Annotated in this window: 26 protein-coding genes, 4 tRNA genes and 1 pseudogene; 27 read left to right on the top strand and 4 right to left on the bottom strand. The window is 70.6% G+C overall.

Annotated elements, in window-relative coordinates; all coding sequences use genetic code 11:
• The first annotated feature begins 32 nt into the window (after positions 1 to 32).
• The gene (locus ACFFIA_RS02480; protein WP_377244568.1) at positions 33 to 1,343 is read left to right on the top strand and encodes a DUF2252 domain-containing protein; all 1,311 of its coding nucleotides are present in this window, start codon (positions 33 to 35) and stop codon (positions 1,341 to 1,343) included.
• On the opposite strand, the gene ACFFIA_RS02475 is transcribed toward ACFFIA_RS02480, so the two are convergent.
• Positions 1,329 to 2,009 carry a TetR/AcrR family transcriptional regulator gene (locus tag ACFFIA_RS02475; protein WP_377244565.1) on the bottom strand — a complete coding sequence of 227 codons (681 nt, stop codon included), beginning with the start codon at positions 2,007 to 2,009 and terminating at the stop codon, positions 1,329 to 1,331. The two genes, ACFFIA_RS02480 and ACFFIA_RS02475, sit on opposite strands and share 15 nt — an antisense overlap.
• A gap of 73 nt (positions 2,010 to 2,082) precedes the next feature.
• On the opposite strand from ACFFIA_RS02475, the gene ACFFIA_RS02470 reads away from it, so the two are divergent.
• Complete coding sequence (locus ACFFIA_RS02470) at positions 2,083 to 3,069, top strand: medium chain dehydrogenase/reductase family protein (RefSeq protein WP_377244562.1); 987 nt, start codon at positions 2,083 to 2,085, stop codon at positions 3,067 to 3,069.
• Here the strand turns inward: ACFFIA_RS02470 and ACFFIA_RS02465 are convergent.
• On the bottom strand, positions 3,058 to 4,098 hold the full coding sequence (locus ACFFIA_RS02465; protein WP_377244559.1) for a glucose 1-dehydrogenase: 1,041 nt from the start codon (positions 4,096 to 4,098) through the stop codon (positions 3,058 to 3,060). The genes ACFFIA_RS02470 and ACFFIA_RS02465 overlap by 12 nt on opposite strands.
• Positions 4,099 to 4,184: 86 nt before the next feature.
• On the opposite strand from ACFFIA_RS02465, the gene ACFFIA_RS02460 reads away from it, so the two are divergent.
• Positions 4,185 to 5,099, top strand: coding sequence for a bifunctional helix-turn-helix transcriptional regulator/GNAT family N-acetyltransferase (locus tag ACFFIA_RS02460; protein WP_377244556.1), 915 nt, complete (start codon positions 4,185 to 4,187; stop codon positions 5,097 to 5,099).
• On the opposite strand, the gene ACFFIA_RS02455 is transcribed toward ACFFIA_RS02460, so the two are convergent.
• Complete coding sequence (locus ACFFIA_RS02455; RefSeq protein WP_377244553.1) at positions 5,006 to 5,413, bottom strand: 2-oxoglutarate and iron-dependent oxygenase domain-containing protein; 408 nt, start codon at positions 5,411 to 5,413, stop codon at positions 5,006 to 5,008. The two genes, ACFFIA_RS02460 and ACFFIA_RS02455, sit on opposite strands and share 94 nt — an antisense overlap.
• On the opposite strand from ACFFIA_RS02455, the gene ACFFIA_RS02450 reads away from it, so the two are divergent.
• The 12 genes and pseudogenes from ACFFIA_RS02450 to ACFFIA_RS02395 all read left to right on the top strand — a co-directional run bounded on the left by ACFFIA_RS02450 (position 5,414) and on the right by ACFFIA_RS02395 (position 16,964).
• Complete coding sequence (locus ACFFIA_RS02450; RefSeq protein ID WP_377244550.1) at positions 5,414 to 6,340, top strand: carbohydrate kinase family protein; 927 nt, start codon at positions 5,414 to 5,416, stop codon at positions 6,338 to 6,340.
• An 80-nt stretch (positions 6,341 to 6,420) separates the two neighbouring features.
• Entirely contained in the window at positions 6,421 to 7,002 is a 582-nt protein-coding gene (locus ACFFIA_RS02445) for an NADH-quinone oxidoreductase subunit C (protein ID WP_377244547.1), read from the top strand.
• The gene (nuoH, locus tag ACFFIA_RS02440) at positions 7,002 to 7,964 is read left to right on the top strand and encodes an NADH-quinone oxidoreductase subunit NuoH (RefSeq protein ID WP_377244544.1); all 963 of its coding nucleotides are present in this window, start codon (positions 7,002 to 7,004) and stop codon (positions 7,962 to 7,964) included. Before ACFFIA_RS02445 ends, nuoH begins: the two co-directional genes overlap by 1 nt.
• A 32-nt stretch (positions 7,965 to 7,996) precedes the next feature.
• Positions 7,997 to 8,428: an ester cyclase gene (locus tag ACFFIA_RS02435; RefSeq protein ID WP_377244541.1), complete on the top strand. Its 432-nt coding sequence runs from the start codon at positions 7,997 to 7,999 to the stop codon at positions 8,426 to 8,428.
• A 93-nt stretch (positions 8,429 to 8,521) separates the two neighbouring features.
• Positions 8,522 to 9,019 (top strand): annotated as a pseudogene (locus ACFFIA_RS02430) (NuoI/complex I 23 kDa subunit family protein); the annotation flags it as partial.
• A 5-nt stretch (positions 9,020 to 9,024) separates the two neighbouring features.
• Positions 9,025 to 9,576: an NADH-quinone oxidoreductase subunit J family protein gene (locus tag ACFFIA_RS02425; RefSeq protein ID WP_377244538.1), complete on the top strand. Its 552-nt coding sequence runs from the start codon at positions 9,025 to 9,027 to the stop codon at positions 9,574 to 9,576.
• The gene (nuoK, locus tag ACFFIA_RS02420) at positions 9,573 to 9,887 is read left to right on the top strand and encodes an NADH-quinone oxidoreductase subunit NuoK (protein WP_377244535.1); all 315 of its coding nucleotides are present in this window, start codon (positions 9,573 to 9,575) and stop codon (positions 9,885 to 9,887) included. Before ACFFIA_RS02425 ends, nuoK begins: the two co-directional genes overlap by 4 nt.
• Positions 9,884 to 11,638 carry an NADH-quinone oxidoreductase subunit 5 family protein gene (locus ACFFIA_RS02415; protein WP_377244532.1) on the top strand — a complete coding sequence of 585 codons (1,755 nt, stop codon included), beginning with the start codon at positions 9,884 to 9,886 and terminating at the stop codon, positions 11,636 to 11,638. Before nuoK ends, ACFFIA_RS02415 begins: the two co-directional genes overlap by 4 nt.
• On the top strand, positions 11,635 to 13,113 hold the full coding sequence (locus tag ACFFIA_RS02410; RefSeq protein WP_377244528.1) for a complex I subunit 4 family protein: 1,479 nt from the start codon (positions 11,635 to 11,637) through the stop codon (positions 13,111 to 13,113). The genes ACFFIA_RS02415 and ACFFIA_RS02410 overlap by 4 nt, the downstream gene beginning before the upstream one ends.
• A gap of 43 nt (positions 13,114 to 13,156) precedes the next feature.
• Positions 13,157 to 14,590, top strand: a complete 1,434-nt coding sequence (locus ACFFIA_RS02405; RefSeq protein WP_377244525.1) for an NADH-quinone oxidoreductase subunit N — start codon at positions 13,157 to 13,159, stop codon at positions 14,588 to 14,590.
• Between the two features lie 114 nt (positions 14,591 to 14,704).
• Complete coding sequence (htpX, locus tag ACFFIA_RS02400) at positions 14,705 to 15,583, top strand: zinc metalloprotease HtpX (protein ID WP_377244522.1); 879 nt, start codon at positions 14,705 to 14,707, stop codon at positions 15,581 to 15,583.
• Positions 15,584 to 15,701: 118 nt separating this feature from the next.
• The gene (locus tag ACFFIA_RS02395; RefSeq protein ID WP_377244519.1) at positions 15,702 to 16,964 is read left to right on the top strand and encodes an MFS transporter; all 1,263 of its coding nucleotides are present in this window, start codon (positions 15,702 to 15,704) and stop codon (positions 16,962 to 16,964) included.
• On the opposite strand, the gene ACFFIA_RS02390 is transcribed toward ACFFIA_RS02395, so the two are convergent.
• On the bottom strand, positions 16,948 to 17,442 hold the full coding sequence (locus ACFFIA_RS02390) for a YajQ family cyclic di-GMP-binding protein (protein ID WP_377244516.1): 495 nt from the start codon (positions 17,440 to 17,442) through the stop codon (positions 16,948 to 16,950). The genes ACFFIA_RS02395 and ACFFIA_RS02390 overlap by 17 nt on opposite strands.
• A 138-nt stretch (positions 17,443 to 17,580) precedes the next feature.
• On the opposite strand from ACFFIA_RS02390, the gene ACFFIA_RS02385 reads away from it, so the two are divergent.
• From ACFFIA_RS02385 to rplA, 12 genes are all read left to right on the top strand, one after another.
• Positions 17,581 to 17,661: transfer RNA gene (locus ACFFIA_RS02385), tRNA-Tyr, on the top strand.
• 1,194 nt (positions 17,662 to 18,855) lie between these two features.
• On the top strand, positions 18,856 to 21,423 hold the full coding sequence (locus tag ACFFIA_RS02380; protein WP_377244513.1) for a putative bifunctional diguanylate cyclase/phosphodiesterase: 2,568 nt from the start codon (positions 18,856 to 18,858) through the stop codon (positions 21,421 to 21,423).
• 87 nt (positions 21,424 to 21,510) lie between these two features.
• Positions 21,511 to 21,583, top strand: a tRNA-Thr gene (locus ACFFIA_RS02375).
• A gap of 25 nt (positions 21,584 to 21,608) precedes the next feature.
• Positions 21,609 to 21,681: transfer RNA gene (locus ACFFIA_RS02370), tRNA-Met, on the top strand.
• 100 nt (positions 21,682 to 21,781) lie between these two features.
• Positions 21,782 to 21,949, top strand: a complete 168-nt coding sequence (rpmG, locus tag ACFFIA_RS02365) for a 50S ribosomal protein L33 (protein WP_167925014.1) — start codon at positions 21,782 to 21,784, stop codon at positions 21,947 to 21,949.
• Between the two features lie 122 nt (positions 21,950 to 22,071).
• On the top strand, positions 22,072 to 22,518 hold the full coding sequence (locus ACFFIA_RS02360; protein ID WP_377244510.1) for a MaoC family dehydratase N-terminal domain-containing protein: 447 nt from the start codon (positions 22,072 to 22,074) through the stop codon (positions 22,516 to 22,518).
• Between the two features lies 1 nt (position 22,519).
• The gene (locus tag ACFFIA_RS02355; RefSeq protein ID WP_377244507.1) at positions 22,520 to 22,918 is read left to right on the top strand and encodes a MaoC family dehydratase; all 399 of its coding nucleotides are present in this window, start codon (positions 22,520 to 22,522) and stop codon (positions 22,916 to 22,918) included.
• Between the two features lie 102 nt (positions 22,919 to 23,020).
• Positions 23,021 to 23,093 (top strand) — tRNA-Trp (locus ACFFIA_RS02350).
• Positions 23,094 to 23,205: 112 nt separating this feature from the next.
• Positions 23,206 to 23,604, top strand: coding sequence for a preprotein translocase subunit SecE (gene secE / locus ACFFIA_RS02345; protein WP_377244504.1), 399 nt, complete (start codon positions 23,206 to 23,208; stop codon positions 23,602 to 23,604).
• A gap of 22 nt (positions 23,605 to 23,626) precedes the next feature.
• On the top strand, positions 23,627 to 24,346 hold the full coding sequence (gene nusG, locus ACFFIA_RS02340; protein ID WP_377244501.1) for a transcription termination/antitermination protein NusG: 720 nt from the start codon (positions 23,627 to 23,629) through the stop codon (positions 24,344 to 24,346).
• Positions 24,347 to 24,445: 99 nt separating this feature from the next.
• Complete coding sequence (rplK, locus tag ACFFIA_RS02335; protein ID WP_377244498.1) at positions 24,446 to 24,877, top strand: 50S ribosomal protein L11; 432 nt, start codon at positions 24,446 to 24,448, stop codon at positions 24,875 to 24,877.
• An 84-nt stretch (positions 24,878 to 24,961) separates the two neighbouring features.
• Positions 24,962 to 25,678, top strand: a complete 717-nt coding sequence (rplA, locus tag ACFFIA_RS02330; RefSeq protein WP_377244495.1) for a 50S ribosomal protein L1 — start codon at positions 24,962 to 24,964, stop codon at positions 25,676 to 25,678.
• Positions 25,679 to 25,737: the final 59 nt, after the last annotated feature.

Here is a 25,737-nt window from a genome sequence, read left to right as displayed (position 1 = left end):
GCGCTGGCGTGGCCGGTCTAGCCTGCGGACCTATGAGCAATGATCAGCGTCCGGCCAGGATCGTCGACGTGCTGCACGCGGAGTTCGGCGAGCTGATGGCGTTGGACCCGGCGGCGTTCCGGCGCAAGTTCCGGAAGATGGCCGCCTCGCCGTTCGCGTTCTACCGAGGCAGTGCCGCGCTGTTCTACGCGGACATGACCGGCGACTTCGCCGACGAGCGCTTTCTGGACGAGTGGACGAGCCGCGTGTGGATCCACGGCGATCTGCACGCGGAAAACTTCGGCACCTACATGAACTCCTCCGGCCAGCTCGTCTTCAACGTCAACGACTTCGACGAGGCGTACGTCGGCCCGTTCTCCTGGGATCTCAAGCGCTTCTCGGCGAGCGTGGCGCTGATCGGGTACGCCAAGGCGCTCTCCGACGGGGTGATCAGCGACCTGGTGACGCGCTTCGCGACGGCGTACCTGACCGAGCTGCGGGCCATCGCCACCGGGGGAGACGACGCGATCGGCTCGATCACGCTGGACAACGCGGATGGTGTGCTGCGTACGGTGCTCCACCAGGCCCGGCTCAACACGCGGGTCGACCTGCTCAAGGCGCAGACGACGATCGACAACTTCGAGCGGCGCTTCTCGCTCGGCGACGGCGTGTACGAGATCGACGCCGACACGCGGGCGACGGTGGTGGCCGCGTTCGAGCGGTACCTCACCACGCTTCCCGTGGCCACCGCCGCCCAGCGCCCGGTCGCCACGCACATCAAGGACGTGGTGCTGCGCAAGGGCGTGGGCATTGGCTCGGCCGGGCTGCCGTCGTACAACCTGCTGCTGGAGGGGCACACGCAGGCGCTGGAAAACGACGTGGTCATCTACATGAAGCAGGCCCAGGTGCCGGCCGTGGCCCGCCACATCGCCGACGAGAAGGTGCGGGGCTACTTCAGGCACCAGGGGCATCGCACCGCCGAGTCGCAGCGGGCACTCCAGGCGCACGCCGACCCGTGGCTGGGCTTCACCGAGCTGCACGGGGTGGGCCAGCTCGTCGCCGAGGTGTCGCCGTACGCCGCCGACCTCGACTGGGCCGACGTCAACGAGCCCGAGGAACTGGCCGGCGTGGTCGGCGACCTGGGGCGGGCGGTGGCCCGGATGCACTCGGTCGCCGACGACGAGTCCAGCCACGACCTGGTCGACTTCTCCACCGAGGAGGCGATCGTGGCGGCGGTCGACCGCGACCCCGAGGGCTTCGCCGCGCACCTTGTCGACTTCGCCCACGAGTACGGCATCCGGGCCCGCCAGGACCACCAGATCTTCGTCGACCTCTTCCGGAACGGGAAGCTACCCGGCCTCTGAGCCCTGGGCGTCCGCGATCAACGACTCGATCTCGGCCTCGTAGAGGAGGCCGGGGTCGAACCCCATCGGGGCGAAGTGCCCCTCCACCTCCAGGCTCACCACGCCCTGCATGCGGGTCCAACCGGTGACGCCGACCCGCAGCACCGGCCCTGACCAGGCGTGGTCGGGGCTCCGGTCGGCGAGGCCCGCCGCGAGCTGCTCCTCCAGCGCGGCCGCCCGCGAGTCCGGCCCGAGCGCCGCGATCGGCTCCAGAAACGCCTGGAGCGTGCGGGTCGCCGCCTGGATCGTGTGCGCCGGCGCCGCGTACCCGGGCACGGGAGTGCCGAAGAGCAGCAGGTAGCGGTGTGGCTGGGCCACCGCCCACTCCCGGAACGCCCGCGCGAGCGCCCGGATGCGGTCGGCCGGATCCGCGTCCTCGGCCGCCTTGCCCGTCGCCTCGATCGCGTCGGCCAGGTCGTTGTATCCGTCGCTGATCAGCTCGGTGAGCAGCTCGTCGCGCCCGGCGAAGTACCGGTAGAGGGCCGGCCCGCTCATCCCCAGCTCCCGGCCGATCGCGTTCAGCGAGAGCGACTGCGGACCGGCCTCCGCGATCTGCCGCAGGGCCGCCGCCTTCGCCTCCTCACGGGTCTGTGCCCGGAGCCTCTCCCGGCGGCTTGCGGTCTCCATGCGTGAGAGTCTAATCTGAGTTAGAGCTTCTAACTAACATGATCGCATCTAACGACATGGAGAGGATCTAACGATGGAGACGACCCAGGTTGTCATGCCTCACGCCGGCGGTCCCGACGTGCTGGAGGTCCAGCGGCGCGAGCTGCCGGAGCCCGGCCCGGGCCAGGTGCGGCTCAAGGTGGAGGCGACCGGTGTCGCCTTCGCCGAGGTGCAGATGCTGCGCGGGCGCTACTACGCGCAGCCGAGGTTTCCGTTCGTGCCCGGCTACGACCTGGTGGGGCGGGTCGAGGCGGCCGGGCCGGGCGTCGCGGTGGGCGGCCGCGTGGCGACCATGACCCGCACCGGCGCCTGGTCGGAGCGGGTCGTGCTGCCCGCCAGGCACCTGGTGCCGGTCCCCGACGCCCTGGACGCCGGCGAGGTGGTCGCGCTGATCACCAACGGCGTCACGGCCTACCAGATGCTCCACCGCGTGGCCAGGGTGACCGCGGGCCAGGCGGTGCTGGTGCACGGCGCGGCCGGGGGCGTCGGCACGCTGCTGGTGCGGCTGGCGATCCGGGCGGGCGCGCGGGTGATCGGCACCGCCTCGCCAGGCAAGCACGAGCGGCTCCGCGAGATGGGCGTGATCCCGCTCGACTACCGCGACCCGCTGCTGGTGGAAAAGGTGCGCCAGCACGCGCCGGGCGGAGTGGCCGCGGTCTTCGACCACGCGGCGGGCCCGGGGCTCGATCGGTCGTGGCGGATGCTGGGGCGCGGCGGCACGCTGGTCGTCTACGGCAGCGCCGCGACCCTCGACGACAAGGGGTGGCGGCTCGCGCCTTACCTGAGCGTGATGCGCAGGCTGGCGTGGTGGTCGCTGTTGCCCAACGGGCGGCGGGCCCGGTTCTACGGGATCAACCACCGCAACCACTTCGACGAAGACCTCGCCACGGTCATCGAGCTGCTGCGCAAGGGCGAGCTGAAGCCTCAGGTGGCGACGCGGCTGCCGCTCACCGAGGCGGCGGAGGCGCTGCGGATGCTCGACGACCGCGCGGTGGTTGGCAAGATCGTTCTAGAACCCTAGGACCACCTTGATGTCCCCGTCCCGGGGGGCGTACGCCTCGGCGTACCCGTCCGCCGGGACGCGGCGCGTGATCAGGTCGGCGAGCCACGCCTGATCCGCCTCGCTCAGCGCGTCGGCCGCGGCGCCCCAGTGGCGGCGGTTGGCGTTGACCGAGCCGAAGACCACGTTGTTTTCCAGCACGACCGCGCGGTTGAGCGCGCCGGCGGCGATGCCCACCTGCTCGCCCACCGCCGATACCCCGGTCAGGCACACCACGCCGTCTCGACCGACCTTGTCGATCACCTGGACCACCACCGGTGGCGCGCCGGTGCACTCGACCACGATGTCCGGCTCGAAGTCGAGGTCGGCGACGCTCCCGGTGTGGTACGTCGCGCCGAGCCGCCCCGCCAGCTCCGGCTTGGGACCGCTTTCGGCCCGGTCGAGCACGTGGATCGTCAGCCCGCGCTGCGCGCCGAGCAGGGCGGCGAGCAGGCCGATCGGTCCGGCGCCGGTGATCAGCACCGTCTCCGGCTCCCAGCGCGCGCGGGCGCCCACCACGGCGATGTGCTCCCACGCCTTGGCCACGATGCTGGTCGGCTCGAGTAGCACGCCGACCTCGGAGAGGGCGGGGTCGAGCGGCACCGCGAAGCCCGGCTCGGCCCGCCACCGCTCGCGGGCGAAGCCGTGGCGCGCCTTGATCCCGCACTCCGTGTAGAGCCCGTTGCGGCACATGTCCCACTCGCCGACCGCGCAGTTGGGGCAGGGCACCGGGTCGGGGTGGCGCACGATGGCGGCGACCAGATCGCCCGGGCGAAACGTGCCGGTCGGGTCCTCCAGGACGCGCCCCAGCGACTCGTGGCCGAGGATCAGGTAGTCGTCACCGGGCGGCGCCTCGCCGTAGTCGGCCGCGATGATCTCGCGGTCGGTGCCGCAGACCCCTACCGCCAGGGCCTCCACCAGCACGGGGCCCTCCTCCGGCGGTGGCTCCGGCGCATCGTCGATGAGCTGAAGCGAATCCTTCTTCCCCGGAGTGATCGTGACAGCCCGCATGCCGCCCATTGTCAATCGGCTCTTGCGTCCGCCGCAGGTACACGCGATAGTTGACGGAGTCAAAAGATTCGTTGAGGGAGGCAAGAGTGAACGACCGGGTTGCCGAGATGCGGGCGTTCAACCGCTTCTACACCGGTGTGATCGGCGTGCTCCAGGAGGGGATGCTCAGCACTCCCTACACGCTCACCGAGGCCCGTGTGCTCTTCGAGTTGGCGCACAGCGTCGTCGCCGCCGAGGTGGTCGACCTGCGCCGCACGCTGAGCCTCGACGCCGGATACCTGAGCCGGATCCTGGCCCGCCTGGAGGGCGACGGGCTGGTGCGGCGCTCCCGTTCGACCGCCGACGCGCGGCGGCAGGTGATCGAGCTGACCGCCGCCGGCCGCGAGCTCCAGGGTGATCTGGAGCAGCGCACCAACACGCAGATCGCCGAGCTGATCGGCGACCTCGGCGAGGCCGACCAGCGGCGGCTGCTCGGCGCGATGGGCGCGATCCGCGAGCTGCTCGGCGGGCACCGACCCGGTGGAGCGGTGGTGCTGCGCCCGCCCGCCCCCGGCGACCTGGGGTGGATCGTGCAGCGGCACGGCGCGATCTACGCCCGCGAGTTCGGTTGGGACGAGACCTTCGAAGGGCTGGTGGCCGGCGTGGTCGCCGGCTTCGCGGCGGGCCACGACCCGAGGCGCGAGGCCACCTGGATCGCCGAGGTCGACGGGGCGCCGGTCGGCTGCGTGATGTGCGTGCGGCGTGACGACACCACCGCCCAGCTCCGGCTGCTGCTGGTCGAGTCCGACGCGCGGGGGTTGGGCGTGGGCAGCCGGCTGGTCGAGGAGTGCCTGCGCTTCGCCACGCGGGCCGGCTACGAGCGGATCATGCTCTGGACCTACGACGCCACGGTCGACGCGCACCGCATCTACCAGCGCGTCGGCTTCACTCTCGACGAGGAGAAGAAGGTCCGGGCGTACGGCCAGGATCTCGTCGAGGAGATCTGGTCCCGGGATCTGTGATGGCCGCGCTGCTCGGTGCCGAAGTAGACGCCCTCCTTGAGGTCCGGCCGTCCCGAGGTCAACTCGCCGCCGACCGGGAAGTACCCGCGCCACGCCCGGCCACCGTGATCCATCGAGATCCGTGACTTCTCCGCCTCGGGCAGCGCGAAGAAGGCCCGGCTCGCCGCATCAAGCTCGGCGAGCAGCGCCGGCGACACGCCGTGACCGGTCACATAGAAGAATCCGGTTTCCCGGCAGGCCGCCTCGATCTGCCTGGCCGGGCCATCGCCGGGCACGGATATGTCGACGACCGGCAGCCAGGAGGTGGGGGTCATGTGCCTATCCTTACGCTCGTGGCGTTCCTGGTGGTGGGGGAGAGTCTGGTCGATCTGATCAGCCGCGGTGGCACGTGGAGCTTTGTCGCGACCCCGGGCGGGAGCCCGCTCAACGTGGCGGTGGGACTGGCCGCCGAGGGGCACGAGGTGCGGTTCGCCAGCGAGTTGGGCGCCGACCTCTTCGGCGGGCTGCTCCGGTCGCACCTGGAGGTGCACGGCGTCGCGCTGGACGAGCTGGTCGACACGCCGACGACCAGCGTGGCGTTCGCGCGGGTCGACCAGGCCGGCGGAGCCACCTACGACTTCCGCTTCACCTGGGAGTACGCCGGCAAGCCCGACCTCACCGGCATCGACTGGGTACACACCGGCTCGCTCGCCACCGCAGTGGCACCAGGCGACGCGGCCACGCTGGCGGTGGTGGACGCGGCGCGGCGGGCCGGGGCGCTGGTGTCGTACGACCCGAACATCCGGCCAGACCTCTCCGGTGACCGCGCCGACGCCTTCGCCCGCGTCGAGGAGATCGTGCGGTCGGCCGACGTGGTGAAGGTGAGCGACGAAGACCTGCGCTGGCTCTGCCCCGGCACCGCCGACGTGGCCGTGGCCCGGCAGTGGGCCGAGCTGGGCCCGCGGCTTGTCGTGGTGACCCGGGGCGGCGACGGCGCGGTGGCCGTACACGACGGGCTCGTGACGGTCTGTGCCGCGCCGCCCGTGACGGTGGCCGACACGGTCGGGGCGGGGGACGCCTTCACCACCGGCCTCCTCGCCCACCTCGGCGGCGACCTGAGCAGCGAGTCAGTCACCAGGGCGATGCGGTGGGCGAGCGCGACCGCGGCCGCCGTCTGCTCCCGCCCCGGCGCACTCCCGCCGCCGCGCGCCGAGGTCGAGGCGCTGCTCCCGGCCGCGGTGACCGCCACGACCACCGCCTGACCGTCGTAGGTGGCCGGGATGCCGACTGGACCTCGTCTCGCATCCGCAGGATCCACCAGACAGGCCCTAAAATGCCCTGCATGACGCCGGACGAGGTCGGTGCACGGCTGGTCGAGGCGCTGGGCGCCGTCACCGAGGTCTCGGCGTCCGTCTCCGGCGGCCAGGCGCACGCGCGCGCCACGGTCGACGTGCCCCCGGAGTCCTGGGCCGCCGCGTTGCTCGCCGCCCGTGACGACCCGGAGCTGGCCTGCGACTTCTTCGACTGGCTCTCGGCGGTCGACGAGCTCGACGCGGGCTTCTCGGTCGTGGCCCACCTTTGGTCCACCAGCCGCCGGCACGGCGTGCTCGTCCGCACCAGAGTTGCCCGCGACACGCCCGCCGTCGAGTCGGTGGTGCCGATCTATCCCGGCGCGGCCTGGCACGAGCGGGAGACACACGAGATGTTCGGCATCGACTTCCCGGGCCACGCCGAGCTGCGGCCGCTGCTGCTGCCGCCGGAGTTCGAGGGGCATCCGCTGCGCAAGGAGTTCGTGCTCGCCTCGCGGGTCGCCAAGCCCTGGCCGGGCGCGAAGGAGCCGGGCGAGTCCGGGCACGGCGGGGGCAAGCGCGCCCCGATGCGCCCGCCCGGCGTGCCGGCCCCGGGCGAATGGGGGCCTGCCTAATGCCGCTCTGGCTTGAGCTGACCATCCGGGTCGTCGGCGTCGTGCTCGCCTTCCTCACGCTGCCGCTGCTCGTCGGCCAGGCCGAGCACAAGGTGATGGCGCACATGCAGGGGCGGCTCGGCCCGATGTACGCGGGCGGCTTCCACGGCTGGGCCCAGCTGATCGCCGACGGCGTCAAGTTCGTGCAGAAGGAGGACGTGACGCCGAGGGCCGCCGACCGGCCGGTGTTCCGGCTCGCGCCGGTGGTCGCGCTGGTGCCCTACCTGCTCGCGCTCCTCGTGATCCCGCTCGGGCCGGGCGACCTGGTGGGCCAGCCGCTCGACATTGGACTGTTCTTTGTGCTCGCGGTGGTCGGCGTCGGCGTGGTGGCGGTGCTGATGTCCGGTTGGGCCTCGGCCAACAAGTACAGCCTGCTCGGCGGACTCCGCGCGGCGGCGCAGTTGCTCGGCTACGAGCTGCCGCTGGTGCTCGCCGCGGCGAGCGTGGCGATGGCCGCCGGCACGCTCTCGCTCCCCGGCATCGTCTCCGCGTGGGAGCCGTGGTGGCTGCTGTGGCAGGCGCCGGCGATGGTGGTCTTCTTCGTGGCCGGGGTGGCCGAGATCCGGCGGCCGCCGTTCGACATGCCGGTCGCCGACTCCGAGCTGGTCTTCGGCTACATGACCGAGTACACCGGGCTGCGCTTCGCGTTCTTCCTCCTCGCCGAGTACGTCGGGATCGTGGTCATCGCCGCGCTCACCACCGTGCTCTTCCTGGGCGGTTGGCAGGGGCCGTTCGGCGACGAATACCTCGGCTGGCTGTGGACGTTGATCAAAGTATTCGCGGTGTCCTTTGTGATCATTTGGCTCCGCGTCTCCTACCCCCGACTGCGCGAAGATCAGCTTCAGCGGCTGTGCTGGCTGGTCCTCGTGCCGTTGGCGCTGGGCCAGCTGGTGTTGACCGCGGCCGTAAAGGTTGTGATGTAAGCCGTAAAGGTTGTGATGTAAGCTGCGCCACCGTGGTCGATGTGGACACCGCGGTACGACAGTTCGTTGCCGACGTCTGGAACGGCAACCAAGAGGAAACGGCGTACGACCTGGTCGCCCCCGACTGCCCGGGGCTGGGCGAGAGCGGGCCGCGAGGCGTACTGGCCTGGCACGGCGAGCGCCGGGCGGCGTTCCCGGATCTGCGCTACAAGATCGTTGATCTGCTGGTCGACGGCGAGCGGGCGGCCATCCACTGGCGGGCGGCAGGCACGCAGACCGGGCAGTTCGGCCCGGTGCCGGCCACTGGGCAGGTGGTGAGCTACTCCGGCGCCACGTTCCTCCGCTTCGACGGCGACGGCAAGATCAGCGACGTGTGGAGCGTCAACGAGCTTTTCCAGGTGCTCCAGCAGCTCGGCGTCGAGTTCGTCCCACCGCTCGGCGTGCCCGAGTCAGCGGAGTCCTGACCAGCGCCGCAAGGCCCCGTGACGGCGCGTTCACCGTAGGTCGATCTTGCGTGGTGCTCGCGCCTCAGCGGCTGACGGGGCAGGATATGCGGCATGGGCGTGCCTGGCGAAGGGCTGGCGAAGGGGCTGGCCGTCACCCTCAAGACGATGACCCGCCGGTCGCACACGCAGCAGTACCCGGATGTGGCGCCCGACCTCCCGCCGCGCTCGCGCGGCGTGATCGCGCTGCTGGAGGAAAACTGCACGGTCTGCATGCTGTGCGCCCGTGAGTGCCCCGACTGGTGCATCTACATCGACTCGCACAAGGAAGAAGTGGTCGTGCCCGGCGCGGCCCGGGCCCGCCAGCGCAATGTGCTCGACCGCTTCGACATCGACTTCTCGCTCTGCATGTACTGCGGGATCTGCATCGAGGCGTGTCCCTTCGACGCGCTCTACTGGACGCCCGAGTTCGAGTACGCGGAGTACGACATCCGTGACCTCCTGCACGACAAGGAGCGGCTCGGCGAGTGGATGGCGACGGTGCCGCCGCCGCCCGCGCACGACCCCAATGGCGAGCGCTCCAAGGAAGAGGCGACGGCCGCCAAGAAAGCACAGACGTGACCGCCGCCGACGTGCTGCTGCTGGGGCTCGGTGCCGTGGCGGTGGGTTCGGCGCTGCTGGTGGTGACCACCAAGCATCTCGTGCGCGCGGGTCTCTACCTGGTCGTCTGCCTCGGCGCGATGGCCGGCCTCTACCTGGTGCTCACCGCCGAGCTGGTCGCCTGGGTGCAGGTGCTGATCTACGTGGGCGCGGTCGTGGTGCTGCTGCTCTTCGCGGTGATGCTGACCCGCGCCCCGATCGGCGCCTCGACCGACCTCGACCGTCCCGGCTTGCCCGCGGTGCTGGTGGGCGGCGGCGCTGGGCTGGGCCTGGCCGCGCTGCTGATCGACGCCTTCCGGTGGACCACAGTGGACCTGCCGGCGGCGGGCACCGCGGAGCGGCTCGGCACCGAGATCTTCAGGTCCTGGGTCCTCCCGTTCGAGGTGCTCTCCGTGCTGCTCCTGGCGGCCCTGGTGGGGGCGATCGTCGTGTCGCGGCCAGACATCGGGGCTCCTCCGGCTGGCGTTGACCGCGCAGACCGGTTGACCGTGCCGGAGGCTGACCGATGAGGCCCGTCATCCCGTACGTCACCGCCGCCCTCCTCTTCGGCATCGGCGTCTACGGCGTCCTGCGCCGCCGCAACGCGATCCTCCTGCTGATGTCGGTCGAGCTCATGCTCAACGCGGTCAACCTGATCCTGATCACCGCCGACACCACGGTGCAGGCGGCGCTGCCGCACACCGGGCAGGTCTTCGCGCTCTTCGTCATCGTGATCGCCGCCGCCGAGGTGGGCGTGGGGCTGGCCATCGTGCTCCAGCTCTACCGCCTGCGGGCGAGCGTGGCGGTCGACGAGGTGCCGCTAGAGCGGGTCGACGCATGATCCCCGGGGTGCTTCTCCCGGCCGTCCCGTTCGCCGCTGCGCTCGTGGGCTTTCTGCTGCCGCTGAAGGCACGCAGGCCAGCGGCCGTGCTGGGCGTGGGCGGTGCGGCCGCCGCGCTGCTCATAGCAGTCATCACCGCCGCATCGGAAAAATCCGACCGCAGCCGTCAATGGCTTGAAATAGGCGACCTCACCGTCACCTTCGGCGTACGCGTCGACCAGCCCGCCGCCCTGGTCGCCATCGCGGTCGGCGCCGTCGCCCTGGCCGTGCAGGTCTACTCGATCACCTACCTCGCCGACGACGAGCGCTACCCGCCGTACGTCGCCCAGGTCAGCCTCTTCACCGCCGCCATGCTCCTGGTCGTGGTGGCCGGCGATCTGATCATGCTGCTGGTCGGCTGGGAGGTGATGGGCATCTGCTCATACCTCCTCATCGGCCACGACCGCCACCTCCGCGAGGCGCCCGCCGCCGCGGTGAAGGCGTTCATCGTGACCCGGGTCGGCGACGTCGGCTTCCTGCTGGGCATCGCGGTGCTGGGCATCGGCGCGGGGTCGTTCCGCATCGCCGACGTGCTCGCCCACGACTACGGCGCCACCACGCTCACCGTCGCCGGCCTGCTGCTGCTCGCCGGCGTGGCGGGCAAGAGCGCGCAGTTCCCGCTGCACACGTGGCTCCCCGACGCGATGGCCGGCCCCACGCCGATCTCCGCGCTGATCCACGCGGCGACGATGGTCGCGGCCGGCATCTACGTGGTGACCCGGCTCTTCCCGCTCTTCACCGGCGCCGCCCTGGCCGTGCTCGGGGTGATGGCCGCGGTCACGCTGCTGCTCGGCGCGCTCGCCGCTACCGCGCAAGACGACATCAAGCGCGTACTCGCCTGGTCCACCGTCTCGCAGATCGGCTACATGGCCGGCGCGCTCGCGGTCGGCTCCACCTCGGCCGCCCTCTTCCACCTGCTCACGCACGCCGCGTTCAAGGCGCTGCTCTTCCTCGCTGCCGGCTGCGTGATCCACGCCGTGGGAAGCACGCTCATGTCCCGGATGGGCGGGCTGCGCCGGGAGATGCCGGTGACGTTCTGGTCGTTCGCCATCGGGCTGGGCGCGCTCGCCGGGCTGCCGCCGCTGGCCGGCTTCTGGAGCAAGGAGGGCGTCATCTACGTCGCCCACCACCCCGGCGGCCCGGCGCCCGAGTGGGTCGGCTGGCTGGTCTGGCTGGCCGCGCTGGCCGGCGTCGCGATCACCGCGGCATACGCCGTCCGCCTGCTCAAGGGCACCTTCTTCGGCGAGACCCGGACGCACGGCCACGAGGCCCCGCCCCTCATGCGGTGGCCGGTCGCCATCCTCGCGATCCCGAGCGCGCTGCTCGGCCTCGCGATCTTCTGGCCGTCCTTCCGCGCGGCCCTCGGCCTCGAAGCCGCCCACATCGACGCCTGGGTCGTGCTCCCCCTCGCGCTGCTCGCCGCCGGCGCCGTCGTTGGTTGGCGCGGCCTGCCGACCGTCCCGGCCTTCGCCCGCGCCTTCTACCTCGACGAGGTCCAGCACCTTTTGGTGGTACGACCGACTCGCTTCCTCGCTCGCGCCGTGCGACTCGGCGACGAGGCGGGGGTCGACGGGGCGGTCGAGGGCACCGGACGCTCGACGCTGCGACTCGCCCGGGGGCTCGCCACGGCACACCGAGCCGGCCTGCCACGCGCGGCGACCGCGGTGCTCGCCGCCGCCGTACTGCTCGCCGCCCTGGGGGTGATCCTGTGAGGTGGCTCCTGATCGCCGTACTCGCGGTGCCGGCCGCGGGCGCGCTCCTCGCCGCCCTCCTGCCGACCCGCGCGGGGCAGGTGGCCGGCACGGTGGCGGCGGCCGGCGCGCTCGCGCTCAGCCTGCCGCTCTACAGCGACTCCTGGTTCTCGTACGGACCCGCCGCCGTCCGCCCCTGGCACGAGGTCGACCTCGCCTGGGTGCCCGGCCTCGACCTGCGCTTCCACCTCGGCGTCGACGGCGTGTCGTACCCGCTGGTGGTCCTCACCGCCCTGCTCACGCTCCTCTGCTGCGGCTTCACGCTCTGGCGGGCACCGGCGCCCGGGCGGGGGCACACGCTGGTGGCGCTGTTGCTGGTGATCGAGGTGGGCATCCTCGGCACGTTCCTCGCGCTTGACCTGGTGCTCTTCTTCGTCTTCTTCGAGGTCGTGTTGCTCCCCATGTACGCGGTGATCGCCGTCTGGGGCGGCGAGGGCCGGGCGCACGCCGCGCGCAAGTTCGTGCTCTACACGCTCTTCGGCTCGGTGCTGCTGCTGGTGGGCGTCTTCACGGTGGTGGTCGCCGCCGGCACCGCCGACATCGTGGCGCTCACCGGGGGCGCCGAGCTGTCGCGGGGCACGCAGGTCGCGGCGTTCACGTTGCTGGCGATCGCGTTCGCGGTGAAGAGTCCACTGTGGCCGCTGCACTCCTGGCTGCCGGACGCGCACACGCAGGCGCCGACTGTGGGGAGTGTGATCCTGGCCGGCGTGCTGCTCAAGATGGGCACGTACGGGCTGATCCGGGTCGCGGTCGGCGTGGCCCCCGAGGGCGCGCGGTGGGCGGCACCGGCGCTCGGCATCCTGGCGGTGGCGGCGATCGTGGTGGGCTCGCTGGTGTGCCTGGCACAGACCGAGCTCAAGCGGCTGATCGCCTACTCCAGCGTCGGGCACATGGGCTTCGTGCTGCTCGGCATCGCCACGCTCACCACGACCGGCATCCAGGCCGCCCTGATCGGCAACGTGGCGCACGGGATCATCACCGGCCTGCTCTTCTTCCTCGCTGGGGCGATCAAGGAGCGGGCACACACCGGCGAGCTGGCCCAGCTCGGCGGGCTGCGCGAGCGGTCCCCGTGGCTCGCCGGCCTCCTCGCCTTCGCCGCGATCGCCTCGCTCGGCCTGCCCGGGCTGGCCGGCTTCTGGGGCGAGGCGTTCGCCGTCGTGGCGGCCCTCGAGGTGGGCGGTCCACTCTGGACCACGCTGGCCGCGGTGGCGGCGCTGGGCGGCGCGCTCACAGCGGCATACTTCCTGCGCCTGCTCCGCAAGGTCACACACGGGCCGGCGGTCGGCGCGCTCGATCCGCCCGGACTGGCCCGCGTCGAGGTGGTCGCCTGGGCGCCGCTGGTGCTGCTCGCGCTCGCCGTCGGGCTGCTCCCCGCGCTGGTGCTGGGCATGGCTGGCGGCCCGGTGGGCGCCCTGGTCGAGGCGGTGGGGTCATGAGCCGCCCGCGCACCCTCGCCCGCCGGCCGCACGGGAGGCTGGCGTGATCCAGTCGATCGACCACGTCGCCCTGCTTCCCGCCTACCTGGCGGCCGGCACCGCCGTACTCGTGCTCCTGACCGACCTCTTCGTGGCCCGCCGCGCCGCGGTGCTCGCGGTGGCTGCGGTCGGCGCGCTCGCCACGGCGGCCGGCGCGATCGTGGTGGGGCTCGGCGACGACCGGCAGACGTTCTGCGTGCCCGATGCCTGCTCGTTTGTCGCCAACGACCGTTCCGCGCTGGTGGCGGCCCTCTTCGCGCTGCTGACGCTCGGCGTGGTGGCCCTCTCCGCCGCGACCCGGGACGTGCCGCCGGGGGAGTACGCCTTCCTCCTCGCCTGCTCGATGACCGGCGGCGTGGCGCTCGCCTCGGCCGGTGACCTGATCACGCTGATCGTGGCGCTGGAGACGCTCACCCTGCCCCTGTACGTGCTGGTCGGCCTCCGCCGCCGCACCGTGGAGAGCGCCGAGGGAGCGGTCACGTTCTTCGTGGTGAGCGTGGTGGCGACCGCGGTGACGCTGCTCGGCGCCGCCCTCCTGTACGCGGTGAGTGGCCGGCTCCACTTCGCCACGCTCGCCACCGGCCTGCCCGACCTCCCGCTGACCGGCGCGGCGGTGGTGCTGGTGCTGGCAGGGCTGGCGTTCAAGGTGGCCGCCGTGCCGTTCCACGCCTGGGCTCCCGCGACGTACGACGGCGCCCCCGTGCCGATCGCCGCTTACCTCTCCACCGCCTCGAAGCTGGGCGGCGTGATCGCGATCCTCTACGCGGTCGTCGACGGCCTCCGGCCCTCGCTCGACCTGGCCGGGCCGGCACTCGCCGCGCTGGCCGTACTCACGATGACGGTGGGCAACCTGGTCGCGCTCCGGCAGACCCGGATGGTGCGGCTGCTGGCCTGGTCGTCGGTGGCCCAGGCGGGATACATCCTGGCGCCGCTCGGTGCGTTCATGCTGGCCGAGGGGCGCACCGACGAGGCGCTCTCGGTGGCGGTGGCGGCGACCGTGGCGTACACCGTCTTCTACGTGCTCCTCGAACTGGCCGCCTTCGGCGCGGTGGTGGCGCTGCGGCCCGGCTCCGACGGTGGCCTGATCGCCGACTACCGGGGCGCCACGCGCGCCCATCCGTGGGTCGGGGCGGCGCTGGTGCTCGCGCTGGTCGGCCTCGCCGGGCTGCCACCGGGCCTGGCCGGGCTCTTCGCCAAGGTGGTGGTCGTGCGCTCGCTGCTCGACGGCGGCGCCGGCTGGCTCGCGGTGGTCGTGGCCCTCAACGCGGTGATCGGCCTCGCCTACTACGTACGCGTCGCCGCCGTGCTGTACGCGCCCGCGCCGGCCGAGTCCGCCCGGGCCCGGATCCCGTGGGCGGTGGCGGCGGCGCTGGGCGTCGTGACATTCGTCATCGTGGTGGTCGGCTTCGCCCCGCAGATGGTGCTCGACCTGGCCTGACCTGCGCAGACTCTCAGCAAGGTCACAGGATTGCGCGGATGATGGGAGGGGCATCAGGTTGTTACGCCTGGTGCCGGGCCCATACGGTCCCGGGTCCTGAAGGAGTGAGTGATCGTGCACAGGCAATGGAACGGTCTCAAGACGGCCGCTCTGCTCGGCCTGCTCTCCGGTATCGTCCTGGCCCTCGGATACTGGTTCGGCGGCAGCGCCGGCCTGGTGATCGCAGTGGTGATCGCCCTGGGGATCAACGCTGTCAGCTACTTCTGGTCCGACAAGATCGCACTACGGTCGATGCGGGCCAAGCCGGTCAGCGAGGCGGAGTTCCCCGCTTTGTACCAGATGGTCCGGGAGCTTTCGACCCAGGCGGGTCAGCCGATGCCGCGGCTTTACATGAGCCCGACGATGCAGCCCAACGCCTTCGCCACCGGTCGTAACCCGCGTAACGCGGCGGTCGCGGTGACGCAGGGCATCACCCAGGTTCTCGACTACCGCGAGCTGCGCGGGGTCATCGGCCACGAGCTGTCGCACGTGTACAACCGCGACATCCTGATCTCCAGCGTGGCCGGCGCGCTCGCCAGCATCATCACGTTTGTCGCCAACATGGCGCTGTTCATCCCGCTCGGGGGTAGCGACGACGATGGCGTCAACCCGGCGGTGCTGCTGCTGATGGTGATCCTCGGCCCGATCGCGGCCTCGGTGATCCAGTTGGCGATCAGCCGGAGCCGTGAGTACCAGGCCGACGCCTCCGGGGCGAGCCTGACCAACGACCCGCTGGCGCTGGCGTCGGCGCTCCGGAAGATCCATGCCGGCACGCAGCGGATGCCGCTACCGGCGGAGGGCCAACTCGCCACGAACGCGCACCTGATGATCGCCAACCCGCTGCGGGGCGGCGGCATCGCGTCGCTGTTCTCGACCCACCCGCCGATGGCGGAGCGGGTGCGCCGGCTGGAGCAGATGGCCGCCAACTCCGGTCCAGTCCAGTTCCAGCGATAAGTCCACAGCGCTAATACGGGCCCGGGGTCACACGCCCCGGGCCCGTATTCGTGTAGCCGGTACCGCTGGACTTGGTTAGGGTCGGAGGGTTCATCGGTCATTACACTGGAGGTGCTCTGTGGCCGGGCTGCGCCAGTACTCGGCGGTGTGGCAGATCCCCGGCGCTCCCGTCCTCCTGGTGGTCGGCGTCATCGCCCGGCTGGGCATCGGCATGACCCCGCTGGCGCTGCTGTTTCTGGTGCAGCAGGCCACCGACCGGTACACACCGGCCGCCATCGCCGGTGGCATCTACGCGGTGGCCGGCGCGGCGATCAGCCCGGTGGCGGGCCGCGTCGCCGACCGGATCGGCCCCGCGCCCGTACTGCTGCTCACCGGCATCGCGCATCCGTTCGCACTCGGCGCGCTGCTCGTCGCCAGCCAGGTCGGAGCGCTTCCGGTGATCTTCGCGGCGTCGGCGGTGGCCGGCGCCACGTACCCGCCGCTGACCGCCGCCATCCGCGGCGCCTGGAACGACCTGACCGAGCCCGGCGGCGGCCGACACCACCTGCGTGGCGCTGCGCTGGCCGCGGAGACCACGCTCTTCGAGCTCGTGTTCGTATTCGGCCCGCTGCTGGTCGCCGGCTTCGTGCTCTTCGCCAACCCGGCGGCCGCGATCGTGGGCGCGGCGGTGCTCACGCTCGGCGGCACACTCGTCGTGGCCCGTGGCAGGGCGATGCGCCGCTGGCGTCCGCATTCCGCCGAGCACCGCACGCGCGGCCTCGGCCCGCTGCGGATCGGTGGCTTCCCGGCCCTGCTGGTGTGCGTCGCCGGCCTTGGTACGGCGTTCGGCGCCGCCGGCGTGATCGTGCCCGCGTACGCGAGCCACCACAGCGACGGCGACAGCCTCGGTGGCGTACTGCTCGCCCTCTGGGCCGTGGGCAGCGCGGCGGGCGGCTTCTGGTTTGGCACGCGCCCGCCGGTACGCAACCAGGCCCGCCAGTTCGCGCTGCTGCTCGGGGCGCTCGCCGGCACCTTCGCGCTGTACGCCCTCATGCCCCACCCCGCGGCCCTCGGTGTCGCGCTGGTCGCCGGGGGAGCCACGATCGCGCCCGCCCTCACGCTGGAGAACAACATGGTGGGCCGCATCGCGCCGGTGACCATGCTCAACGAGGCGTACACATGGGTGATCACGGTCGCGGTGGCCTTCACCGCCGTGGGCGGCTCGGTCTCCGGGCTGATCGTCGACCAGCCCGGCGGCGTGCCGTGGGCGTTCCTCTTCGGCGGCGCCGCGGTGGGCGTCGCGGCGGTCGTGGCGGGCCTGCCGTCGGGCTCGATCGCCCGGGCCGACGCGCTCGCGACGGCCCGGATCGATCAGGCGCTGGCGACTACCGGTAGTTCGTGAACTGGAGGGCGATCCCGAAGTCGGAAGACTTGAGCAGGCTGATCACGGCCTGAAGGTCGTCCTTCTTCTTGCCGGTCACGCGCAGCTGGTCACCCTGGATCTGCGCCTGGACGCCCTTGGGTCCCTCGTCGCGGATCGCCTTGCTGATCGCCTTGGCCTTCTCCTGGTCGATGCCCTGGATGATCTTGCAGTCGATCTTCGACGTCTTCCCAGAGGTACGCGGCTCGCCCGCGTCCAGCGCCTTCAGCGAGATGTTGCGCTTGACCAGCTTGTCCTTGAAGACCTCGAGTGCCGCCCTGACCCGGTCCTCCGTCTCCGCCTGGACACTCACCGCCTCCTCACCCGACCAGGAGATCTGCGCGCCGGTGCCGCGGAAGTCGAAGCGCGTGGAGAGCTCCTTCTCCGCCTGTCGGAGGGCGTTGTCGACCTCCTGCCGGTCGACCTTGCTGACGATGTCGAACGACGGGTTGGCTGCCATAGGTCATGCTCCTGCTTTGTGGCGATATGAAGATGTTCCGGGGCCGGTGACCCCCCGACCGTACCCGGTTGCGTGACCACCTACCGCAACCGCTATCCTTGCTTCCGCTGCCGCGATCACTCGTGGCGGCATGCCCTAGGCGGGTTGCCCGAGCGGCCAATGGGAGCGGACTGTAAATCCGTCGCGAAAGCTACAGAGGTTCGAATCCTCTACCCGCCACACCTAGGGATATTCGGCCCCCGACCAGCCTGCACGCTGGCCCCGGGGGTCGATCTTTATCCGTCTCCCGCGACCTGCCGCCCGGACGCATCGCCCCCGCGGCCCGGCGACGCCAGCGCTCGACACTGACGGCTCGCCCAGCGGGCCAGCCCCGCCCTTGCTACGGCCTCCGCTCGTCTGCTTACGGGCGCCTTCGCCGACATGGCAGTCTCCGGTCTCGCTGGCCCGCCGGGCGAAGCCCTCTTCTGGCTGGTCACCCCGGGCGAGCGCGGTCCGGGGCACGACACACCGGAGCAATCTTGTACGTTAGGCTGATAGGTGCATCATCCATTCGGATCGAATAGGACAAAGGAGTGTGCCGGCGGCGGTCCGTGCTGCTAAGGAATGCGTCGCGGGCCGCACTCCTGACTGGCGGATCAGGAAGTGGATTCGCGTTCCAACCCCGTAACTCGTCGCGCCGGAACTGTGCGGCGACGCAATGGGTTGATGATTGTCGTTGCTTACTCGCCGGTCGCCGAATAGAGTTTGATAAAAGAAAGCGAATGCGCAAATGCAACCGGCGGTCCGGGAAGCCCGGACGGCGGGGGTCCCGTCGAGCCTCAAGATCCACTGTCCCGGGCCGTCCGACGTGCGGCATGGCCTGCGCAACCTAGGGCGAGGTGGGCCGAAGGGGGAGCCTCCGGCAAGTCCGGACAAAGCTGGCGGAGGGCGACAGCCCACAAATCTCACACAAAGTGAGCGGAGGCAAAACACAAGGCGGGAAAAACGACCCTTTCCCAACCGGAGGTAGGGGGACCGGTGGGGGTCGGGTTGGTTGTGAAATCTTGCACGAAGATGCGACTTCCTAAAGTCCCGCTAAGATTTCGGTCAGCCGTTCAGCCATGTTTTTCGCGCAGTGTGGCTTTTAGCGGGCGATCAGGATGTGTCCACGGCCCGAGGTGTGGCACGATCAGGGCACCTCAAGTTCTGAGTCTCATGTGGATTACCCCGACGGGAGCGTTCAATGCGTGCACGTAGACTGAGCCGCCTTGCCGGCTTGGTCCTGGCGCTGGCGGCGTTGGCCATTCCGGCTCGCGCGGCTTCCGGCGGCTTCACGACCATGGATTTTGACTGGAGCGCTCCAGCGAGCGCCGTGGTCGTCAGCACCGACACGTCAGGATCCGGAGCCGGCAGCACTATCGCACCGTGACCGGGATGGCCAAGCGTCAGACGACAGCGGGACGCGCGGCCGACCGGGCCTGGTTGATCACTGGCCCCCTGAGCCTATTGGCGGCGATTTGGGCCGCCACGCTCAGTCTGGTTCAAGAGGGCTGGACCGAGGCCCCCGGGGTGGTGTACGCGGCCGCCTACCAGTCGTGGGGCGTCGCAGGTGTGCTGCTGGCGGTGTTCGTGGCTGCCGAAGTCGCCGTCTTCCACTTCGTGATCCGCCGCCAGGGCTTCACGATCACGATCAACGAGATCCCACTCGTCCTCGCACTCTTCTACCTGCCGCCGCTGATGGTCGTCCTGGCCTACTCGGCGAGCACCCTCATCGCCCAGCTCCGGCGCAAGAGCGCGCCGGTCAAGCTGTGGTTCAACGTCGCGAAGAACGCCGCCGGCACCTCGCTCGCCGGGCTGGTGCTGCTCGCCCTGCCGCCGATCCTGGGCGATGTGGGGCCGGGCATGTGGGGCGTGCTCTTCGCGGCGGTCGCCACGCACGTGCTGGTCACCCTCGTCGCGGTCGTCGGCGTGATCTCTCTGGTGCAGGGGCCCCAGGCCGGCCGCGAGGTCATCCGCACGGCCAATCCGATCCTTTTGGCCACGGCGGTAAACGTCGTGATCGGCCTGGTCATCCTCATCGTGCTCTCGGCGACTCTGTGGGCCGCGCTGCTGCTGGTCGTGCTCGTCACCGTCCTCGCGCTGGTCTACCGCTCATACGCCCGCTTCCTCGAGCAGCACCGCATGCTCACCGATCTGTACGAGCTGACCCAGGCGATCAGCGGCGACCGCCAGGGCGGCTCGCTGGCCGACACGCTGCTGGGTCGGGTCCGGGCGATGATGCAGGCGGAGTACGCGACGCTGTGGCTCCCCGCGCAGGGCCGGCACCCCGAGGTCATGCTCTCCGCCCGCGTCGACGACCTGGGGCTGCTCGACGTGGCGCCCACGCCCGCCGCGGTGCGCGCCTACTCGCAGCAGGAGGGCGGCCGCACGGTCGCGGTCGGTTCCCGCTTCACCACCGCCGAGGAGCTGCGCCCCGCCCTGCGCAACAGCGGGGTCAAAGACGTGATCGTGACGCCGCTGCGCTCCGGCTCGGCGGTGATCGGCACCCTCGAGGTGGTCAACCGCCTGGGCGACCTCGGCAACTTCACCGCCGCCGACGTGCGGATGCTGGAGACGATCGCGGCCCACGCCGGCGTCGCGGTGGAAAACTCGCGGCTGGTCGACCGGCTCCGCTACGACGCCTACCACGACGGCCTCACCACGCTGGCCAACCGGCGGCGGATCACCGAGGCGCTGGAGGAGTCGGTCATCGTCCGGGCGCCCGGCGAGGTGGTCGCGGTGCTCCTCTTCGACGTCGACCGGCTGCGCGACGTCAACGAGTCGCTCGGCCACGCGGCCGGTGACAAGCTGCTCGCCGAGGTGGCCCGGCGGCTGCGGACATACGCCCCGCCGGCGGCGCTCGTGGGCCGGGTCGGCGGCGACGAGTTCATCGTGACGCTGCGCTCGGAGAGCGTCGAGGCGGCCGCCCAGCTCGCCACCGAGCTGCGCGAGCAGGTCCGCGACCCGATCATGTTCGGCACGCTCACGCTCGACGTCGACACGGCCGTCGGCGTGGTCGTACATCCGGATCACGGCACCGACCCCGCGACGCTGCTGCAACGGGCCGACGTGGCGGCGACCGTCGCGAAGTCGGTGCCCGGCGGGGTGCAGCTCTTCAGCGCGGGCCTGGAGTCGCGGTCGGTGCGGCGCCTGGAGCTCGCCGGCGACCTGCGGCGGGCGCTTGACCACGACGAGCTGGAGGTCTACTTCCAGCCCAAGGTGACGCTGACCGACCGGCGGCTGGTGGGCGTGGAGTGCCTGGCGCGGTGGGAGCATCCGGCGCACGGCGCGGTCTCGCCGGAAGACTTCGTGGCGGTCGCCGAGCACACCGGGCAGCTCAGCCGGCTCACCGAGGCGGTGCTCAAGGAAGGGCTGCGGCGCTGTCGGGAGTGGGCCGACGCCGACCGCCCGCTCTCCGTCGCGGTCAACCTCTCCCCGCGCACGCTGGTCGACCCCGGTTTCCCCGGTCGCGTGGAGGCGCTTCTCCGGGAGTACGCCGTGGCGCCCGAGCAGGTCACGTTCGAGATCAAGGAAGACGGCGTCATCGGCCCCACCGACCGGCCGTTGCCGACCCTGCGGCGGCTGCGCGAGTTGGGCGTGCGCCTGTCCGTTGACGACTTCGGCACCGGCTACTCGTCGCTGTCCTACCTGCGGCGCCTGCCGGTGCACGAGGTGAAGATCGACCGCTCGTTCGTGCAGGGCATGGCGACCGACGCGGGCGACCTGGCGATCGTGCGCGCGGTGGTGGCGCTGTCGCTTCAGTTCGGGCTCACGGTGGTCGCCGAGGGCGTGGAGAGCGAGCTGACGCTCGACCTGCTCAAAGACATGGGCTGCGAGATCGGCCAGGGCTTCCTCTTCAGCCGTCCGCTGCCGTACGAGCGGCTGGAGGCCTGGTTTGGCGCCCGCACCGAGGCCGAGCCGACCCCGATGGGCGAGGTCCGCCGCCTGCGCGCGGTGACCTAGGCGAGTCCCACAGCGAGGCCCTCCACGACACGGGTATCCCGATTTCGTCTGGGGAACCGCTACGTGTACTCTTACCCAGGCGCACGCGCCCCCTTAGCTCAGTCGGCAGAGCGTCTCCATGGTAAGGAGAAGGTCTACGGTTCGATTCCGTAAGGGGGCTCAGCGGGTCATCCTGGACCCACCTCGGCGGTGTAGCTCAGATGGCAGAGCAAGCGGCTCATAATCGCTGTGTCGCCGGTTCAAGTCCGGCCACCGCTACGCACGTAACGGACGCCACTGGCGTCCGCTTCGCGTGTCCGGGTACTCTTGTGCGCCGGTAATCCGCGAAGACCCCTGTTGACGAGGAAGGCACTCCGCCGTGGCCAAGGCGACCGACGTCCGTCCCAAGATCACTATGGCGTGTGTGGAGTGCAAGGAGCGCAACTACATCACGCGTAAGAACCGCCGCAACGACCCGGACCGCATCGAGCTGAAGAAGTTCTGCCCGCGTTGCGGCAAGCACACCGCGCACCGCGAGACCCGCTGATCGCGGAGAGACCCTGAGGCCGCGCGGGTCGGGGGCCACCCCGCCCGCGCGTTCCCATTGCTGCGCTTCTCATATAGGACCGCGCAAGCTCCGGAGCGCCGGCGGGCGGTAGGTTCCCTGCTATGCCTCTGGACAAGTCCTTCGTCGGCCGGACATACCCGCCGACCGCTCCCTACCAGGTTGGTCGAGAGAAGATCCGCGAGTTCGCGAAGGCGATCGGCGCGACCGACCCGCTGTACCTGGATCCGGAGGCCGCTCGTGCCGCCGGATACACGGATGTGGTCGCGCCGCCCACGTTTCCGGTAGTGATCACGATGGTGGCCAGCCGCCAGATCATCGATGACCCGGAGCTGGGCGTCGACTACAGCCGCGTGGTCCACGGTGACCAGCGCTTCGCCTACCAGCGCCCAGTGGTGGCCGGCGACGAGCTGGTCTGCGTCAACACCGTCGAAGACATCATCTCGCGGGGCGGGCACGAGTTCCTGACCACGCGCACCGAGGTGAGCACGGCGGCCGGCCAGCCGGTGCTGAGCGCCTGGTCCAAGATCGTCGTACGCGGAGAGTGCTGACATGACCGAGCTGCCCACGCAGACCTACCGGGTGACCCGTGCCGATCTGGTCCGGTACGCGGGCGCCTCCGGCGACTTCAACGTCATCCACTGGAGCGACCGCATCGCCACCAAGGTGGGGCTGCCCGGCGTGATCGCCCACGGCATGTTCACCATGGCGCTGGCCGGCCGCGCGGTGACCGCCTGGGCCGGCGCGGCCGACGCGGTGGTCGACTTCAATGTCCGGTTCGCTCGGCCGGTGCCCGTGCCGGACGACGACGAGGGCACAGAGATCGAAATCCGTGGTGTGGTCAAGGGGCAGACCGAGGACGGACTTACCCAGATTGACATCACCGCCACCTGCCACGGGGAGAAGGTGTTGTCGCAGGCTCGGGCGATCGTCCGTGGTCAGCCCGCATAGCGGGTGCCAGGTTGGGAATCTCAAGGGCGTACCCGTACACTGGTGCGCCGTGGGGTAGCTACCCCTACCCGGGCGCGCCTCGGGTGGGGCCGCTCCCTGCACAGGGGTGTGGCGCAATTGGCAGCGCAGCGGTCTCCAAAACCGCAGGTTGCAGGTTCGAGTCCTGTCGCCCCTGCGCCTAAGGCCTGACCGGCCCCGGGACGGGTCCCGCCGGCTCCGCTGGCCGCGGCTCGTCTCCGGGACCGGTGGGGCCAACGTGTCAAACCCCACCCCCCACGGAGGGCGAAGTGGCCGAGAGCAAGCGGCGCGGCGAAGAGCCCGCGGACGACGACGACCTCGACAACCTGGACGAGGCGTTCGATGACGCTGTCGACGATGACGCCGACGACGAGGACCAGCCGGTCTCGCGCGGCGGCACGGCCACCCGTGAGCGCCGCAAGACCGAGCCCGCCGACAAGCCGAAGGCGAAGAAGGACGTCGCCCGGGTGGGGATCTTTGGTCGGTTGGTGCGGTTCTTCCGCGAGGTCGTGGCGGAGCTGCGCAAGGTCATCTGGCCGACCCGCAAGGAGTTGCTGACCTACACCGCGGTCGTGGTCGTGTTCGTCGCCTTCATGCTGGCGATCGTGGCCGGCCTCGACTACGGGTTCGCCAAGGGCGTGTTGTTCGTCTTCGGCAACCAGGAATAGACAAAGACGGAAGTGAGCGAGCGTGCCTGAGTACGACGAGACCGCTGCGGCGGCCGACGAGCAGTCCGCGGTGGCGACCGCCGCCGACCCGGAGGCGGTCGAGGCCGACAGCGAGCCGGAGTACACGCCGGTCGCCGAGCCGGACGGCGACTACGACCCGGTGGCCGAGCTGCGGCAGAAGCTGCGCTACGCGCCCGGCGACTGGTACGTGGTGCACTCCTACGCCGGCTACGAAAACAAGGTCAAGACCAACCTCGAGACCCGGATCACGAGCCTCGACATGGAGGACTACATCTTCCAGGTCGAGGTGCCGACCCGTGAAGAGGTCGAGGTCAAGAACGGCAAGCGCCTCCAGGTGCAAAACAAGGTCTTCCCGGGCTACATCCTGGTCCGGATGGAGCTGACCCCGGAGTCCTACTCCTGCGTGCGTAACACCCCGGGCGTGACCGGCTTCGTCGGCGCGACCGACCGGGCCGACCGCCCGGCGCCGCTCTCGCTCGACGAGGTGCTCAAGTGGCTGGCGCCCGCGGTCGAGACCGAGCAGAAGAAGGCCAAGCCCGAGGTCAAGGTCCTCGACTTCGAGGTCGGCGACTCGGTCACCGTCACCGATGGCGCTTTCGCCTCGCTGCCGGCCACGATCAGCGAGATCAACGCCGACCAGCAAAAGCTCAAGGTGCTGGTGTCGATCTTCGGGCGAGAGACCCCGGTCGAGCTCAACTTCAACCAGGTCGCGAAGATCTAAACCCCTCGCGGTACTCTTGAACGTCGGCCTGTCGGCTGCGCTTGACCGTGCGCGCCGACGGCCGTCATTCCACGTCAACACCACGCCCAGGAAAGAGCCATGCCTCCGAAGAAAAAGCTCGTCAAGACGTTCACGCTGCAGTTGCCGGCGGGTCAGGCCACGCCGGCGCCGCCGGTCGGTCCGGCGCTCGGTCAGCACGGCGTCAACATCATGGAGTTCTGCAAGTCGTACAACGCGCAGACCGAGTCGCAGCGGGGTGACATCGTCCCCGCCGAGATCAGCGTGTACGAGGACCGGACCTTCACCTTCGTGCTGAAGACCCCGCCCGCCGCGCGCCTGCTGATCAAGGCGGCCGGTGTGCAGAAGGGCTCCGGCACCCCGCACACGGAGAAGGTCGGCTCGGTGACCCGCGCCCAGTTGCGCGAGATCGCCGAGAAGAAGATGTCCGACCTCAACGCCAACGACCTCGACCACGCCGAGCGGATCATCGCCGGCACCGCCCGGTCGATGGGCATCACCGTCAAGGAGTAACCGACCGCCTGGTTGCTTTCAGCCGAGGCGATACGTGGGAGGGTCCGGCCGGGCCCGCCGAGACCACAGGAGACAACAGCAGACATGCCGCAGAGCAAGAACTACCGCAAGGCTCTCGACCTCATCGACCGGTCGAAGCTCTACACCCCGTCCGAGGCGATCAAGCTCGCCAAGGAGACCAGCACGGTCAAGTTCGACGCCACGGTCGAGGTCGCCATGCGCCTCGGCGTCGACCCCCGGAAGGCCGACCAGATGGTCCGCGGCACGGTCAACCTGCCGCACGGCACCGGTAAGACCGTCCGGGTGATCGTCTTCGCCGCGGGCGCCAAGGCCGAGGAGGCCGTGGCCGCCGGCGCCGACGAGGTGGGCACCGACGAGCTGGTTGCTCGCATCCAGGAAGGCTGGCTGGACTTCGACGCGGCGATCGCCACGCCGGACCAGATGGCCAAGATCGGCCGGATCGCGCGGATCCTGGGCCCGCGCGGTCTGATGCCCAACCCCAAGACCGGCACGGTGACGATGGACGTCAGCAAGGCGGTCACCGACATCAAGGGCGGGAAGATCACCTTCCGGGTCGACAAGCACTCCAACCTGCACCTGATCATCGGGAAGGCGTCCTTCACCGAGGACAAGCTGGTCGAAAACTACGCTGCCGTGCTCGACGAGGTGCTCCGCGCCAAGCCGTCGGCGGCCAAGGGTAAGTACCTCAAGAAGGTCACCGTCACCACGACGATGGGTCCCGGCGTGCCGGTCGACCCCAACGTGACCCGGGGTCTCACCGAGGCCACGGCCGAGGCCTGACCTCTTCGCTCGGAAAGCGGCGCGTTCCCTTCGGGGAGCGCGCCGCTTTCGATTTGGAG

This window comes from Phytohabitans kaempferiae, from assembly GCF_042433955.1.
GTDB classification, from domain to species: domain Bacteria; phylum Actinomycetota; class Actinomycetes; order Mycobacteriales; family Micromonosporaceae; genus Phytohabitans; species Phytohabitans kaempferiae.
Note: the sequence above shows the minus strand (reverse complement) of the source record. Positions and strands in the feature narration are given on the sequence as shown.

Bases quoted from the DNA above. Each gene is read 5' to 3' on its own strand.
- ACFFIA_RS02480 (WP_377244568.1), top strand. From the start codon at position 33: ATGAGCAATGATCAGCGTCCGGCCAGGATCGTCGACGTGCTGCACGCG.
- ACFFIA_RS02475 (WP_377244565.1), bottom strand. From the start codon at position 2,009: ATGGAGACCGCAAGCCGCCGGGAGAGGCTCCGGGCACAGACCCGTGAG.
- ACFFIA_RS02470 (WP_377244562.1), top strand. From the start codon at position 2,083: ATGGAGACGACCCAGGTTGTCATGCCTCACGCCGGCGGTCCCGACGTG.
- ACFFIA_RS02465 (WP_377244559.1), bottom strand. From the start codon at position 4,098: ATGCGGGCTGTCACGATCACTCCGGGGAAGAAGGATTCGCTTCAGCTC.
- ACFFIA_RS02455 (WP_377244553.1), bottom strand. From the start codon at position 5,413: ATGACCCCCACCTCCTGGCTGCCGGTCGTCGACATATCCGTGCCCGGC.
- ACFFIA_RS02445 (WP_377244547.1), top strand. From the start codon at position 6,421: ATGACGCCGGACGAGGTCGGTGCACGGCTGGTCGAGGCGCTGGGCGCC.
- nuoH (WP_377244544.1), top strand. From the start codon at position 7,002: ATGCCGCTCTGGCTTGAGCTGACCATCCGGGTCGTCGGCGTCGTGCTC.
- nuoK (WP_377244535.1), top strand. From the start codon at position 9,573: ATGAGGCCCGTCATCCCGTACGTCACCGCCGCCCTCCTCTTCGGCATC.
- ACFFIA_RS02415 (WP_377244532.1), top strand. From the start codon at position 9,884: ATGATCCCCGGGGTGCTTCTCCCGGCCGTCCCGTTCGCCGCTGCGCTC.
- ACFFIA_RS02390 (WP_377244516.1), bottom strand. From the start codon at position 17,442: ATGGCAGCCAACCCGTCGTTCGACATCGTCAGCAAGGTCGACCGGCAG.
- ACFFIA_RS02380 (WP_377244513.1), top strand. From the start codon at position 18,856: ATGGCCAAGCGTCAGACGACAGCGGGACGCGCGGCCGACCGGGCCTGG.
- ACFFIA_RS02360 (WP_377244510.1), top strand. From the start codon at position 22,072: ATGCCTCTGGACAAGTCCTTCGTCGGCCGGACATACCCGCCGACCGCT.
- ACFFIA_RS02355 (WP_377244507.1), top strand. From the start codon at position 22,520: ATGACCGAGCTGCCCACGCAGACCTACCGGGTGACCCGTGCCGATCTG.
- rplK (WP_377244498.1), top strand. From the start codon at position 24,446: ATGCCTCCGAAGAAAAAGCTCGTCAAGACGTTCACGCTGCAGTTGCCG.
- rplA (WP_377244495.1), top strand. From the start codon at position 24,962: ATGCCGCAGAGCAAGAACTACCGCAAGGCTCTCGACCTCATCGACCGG.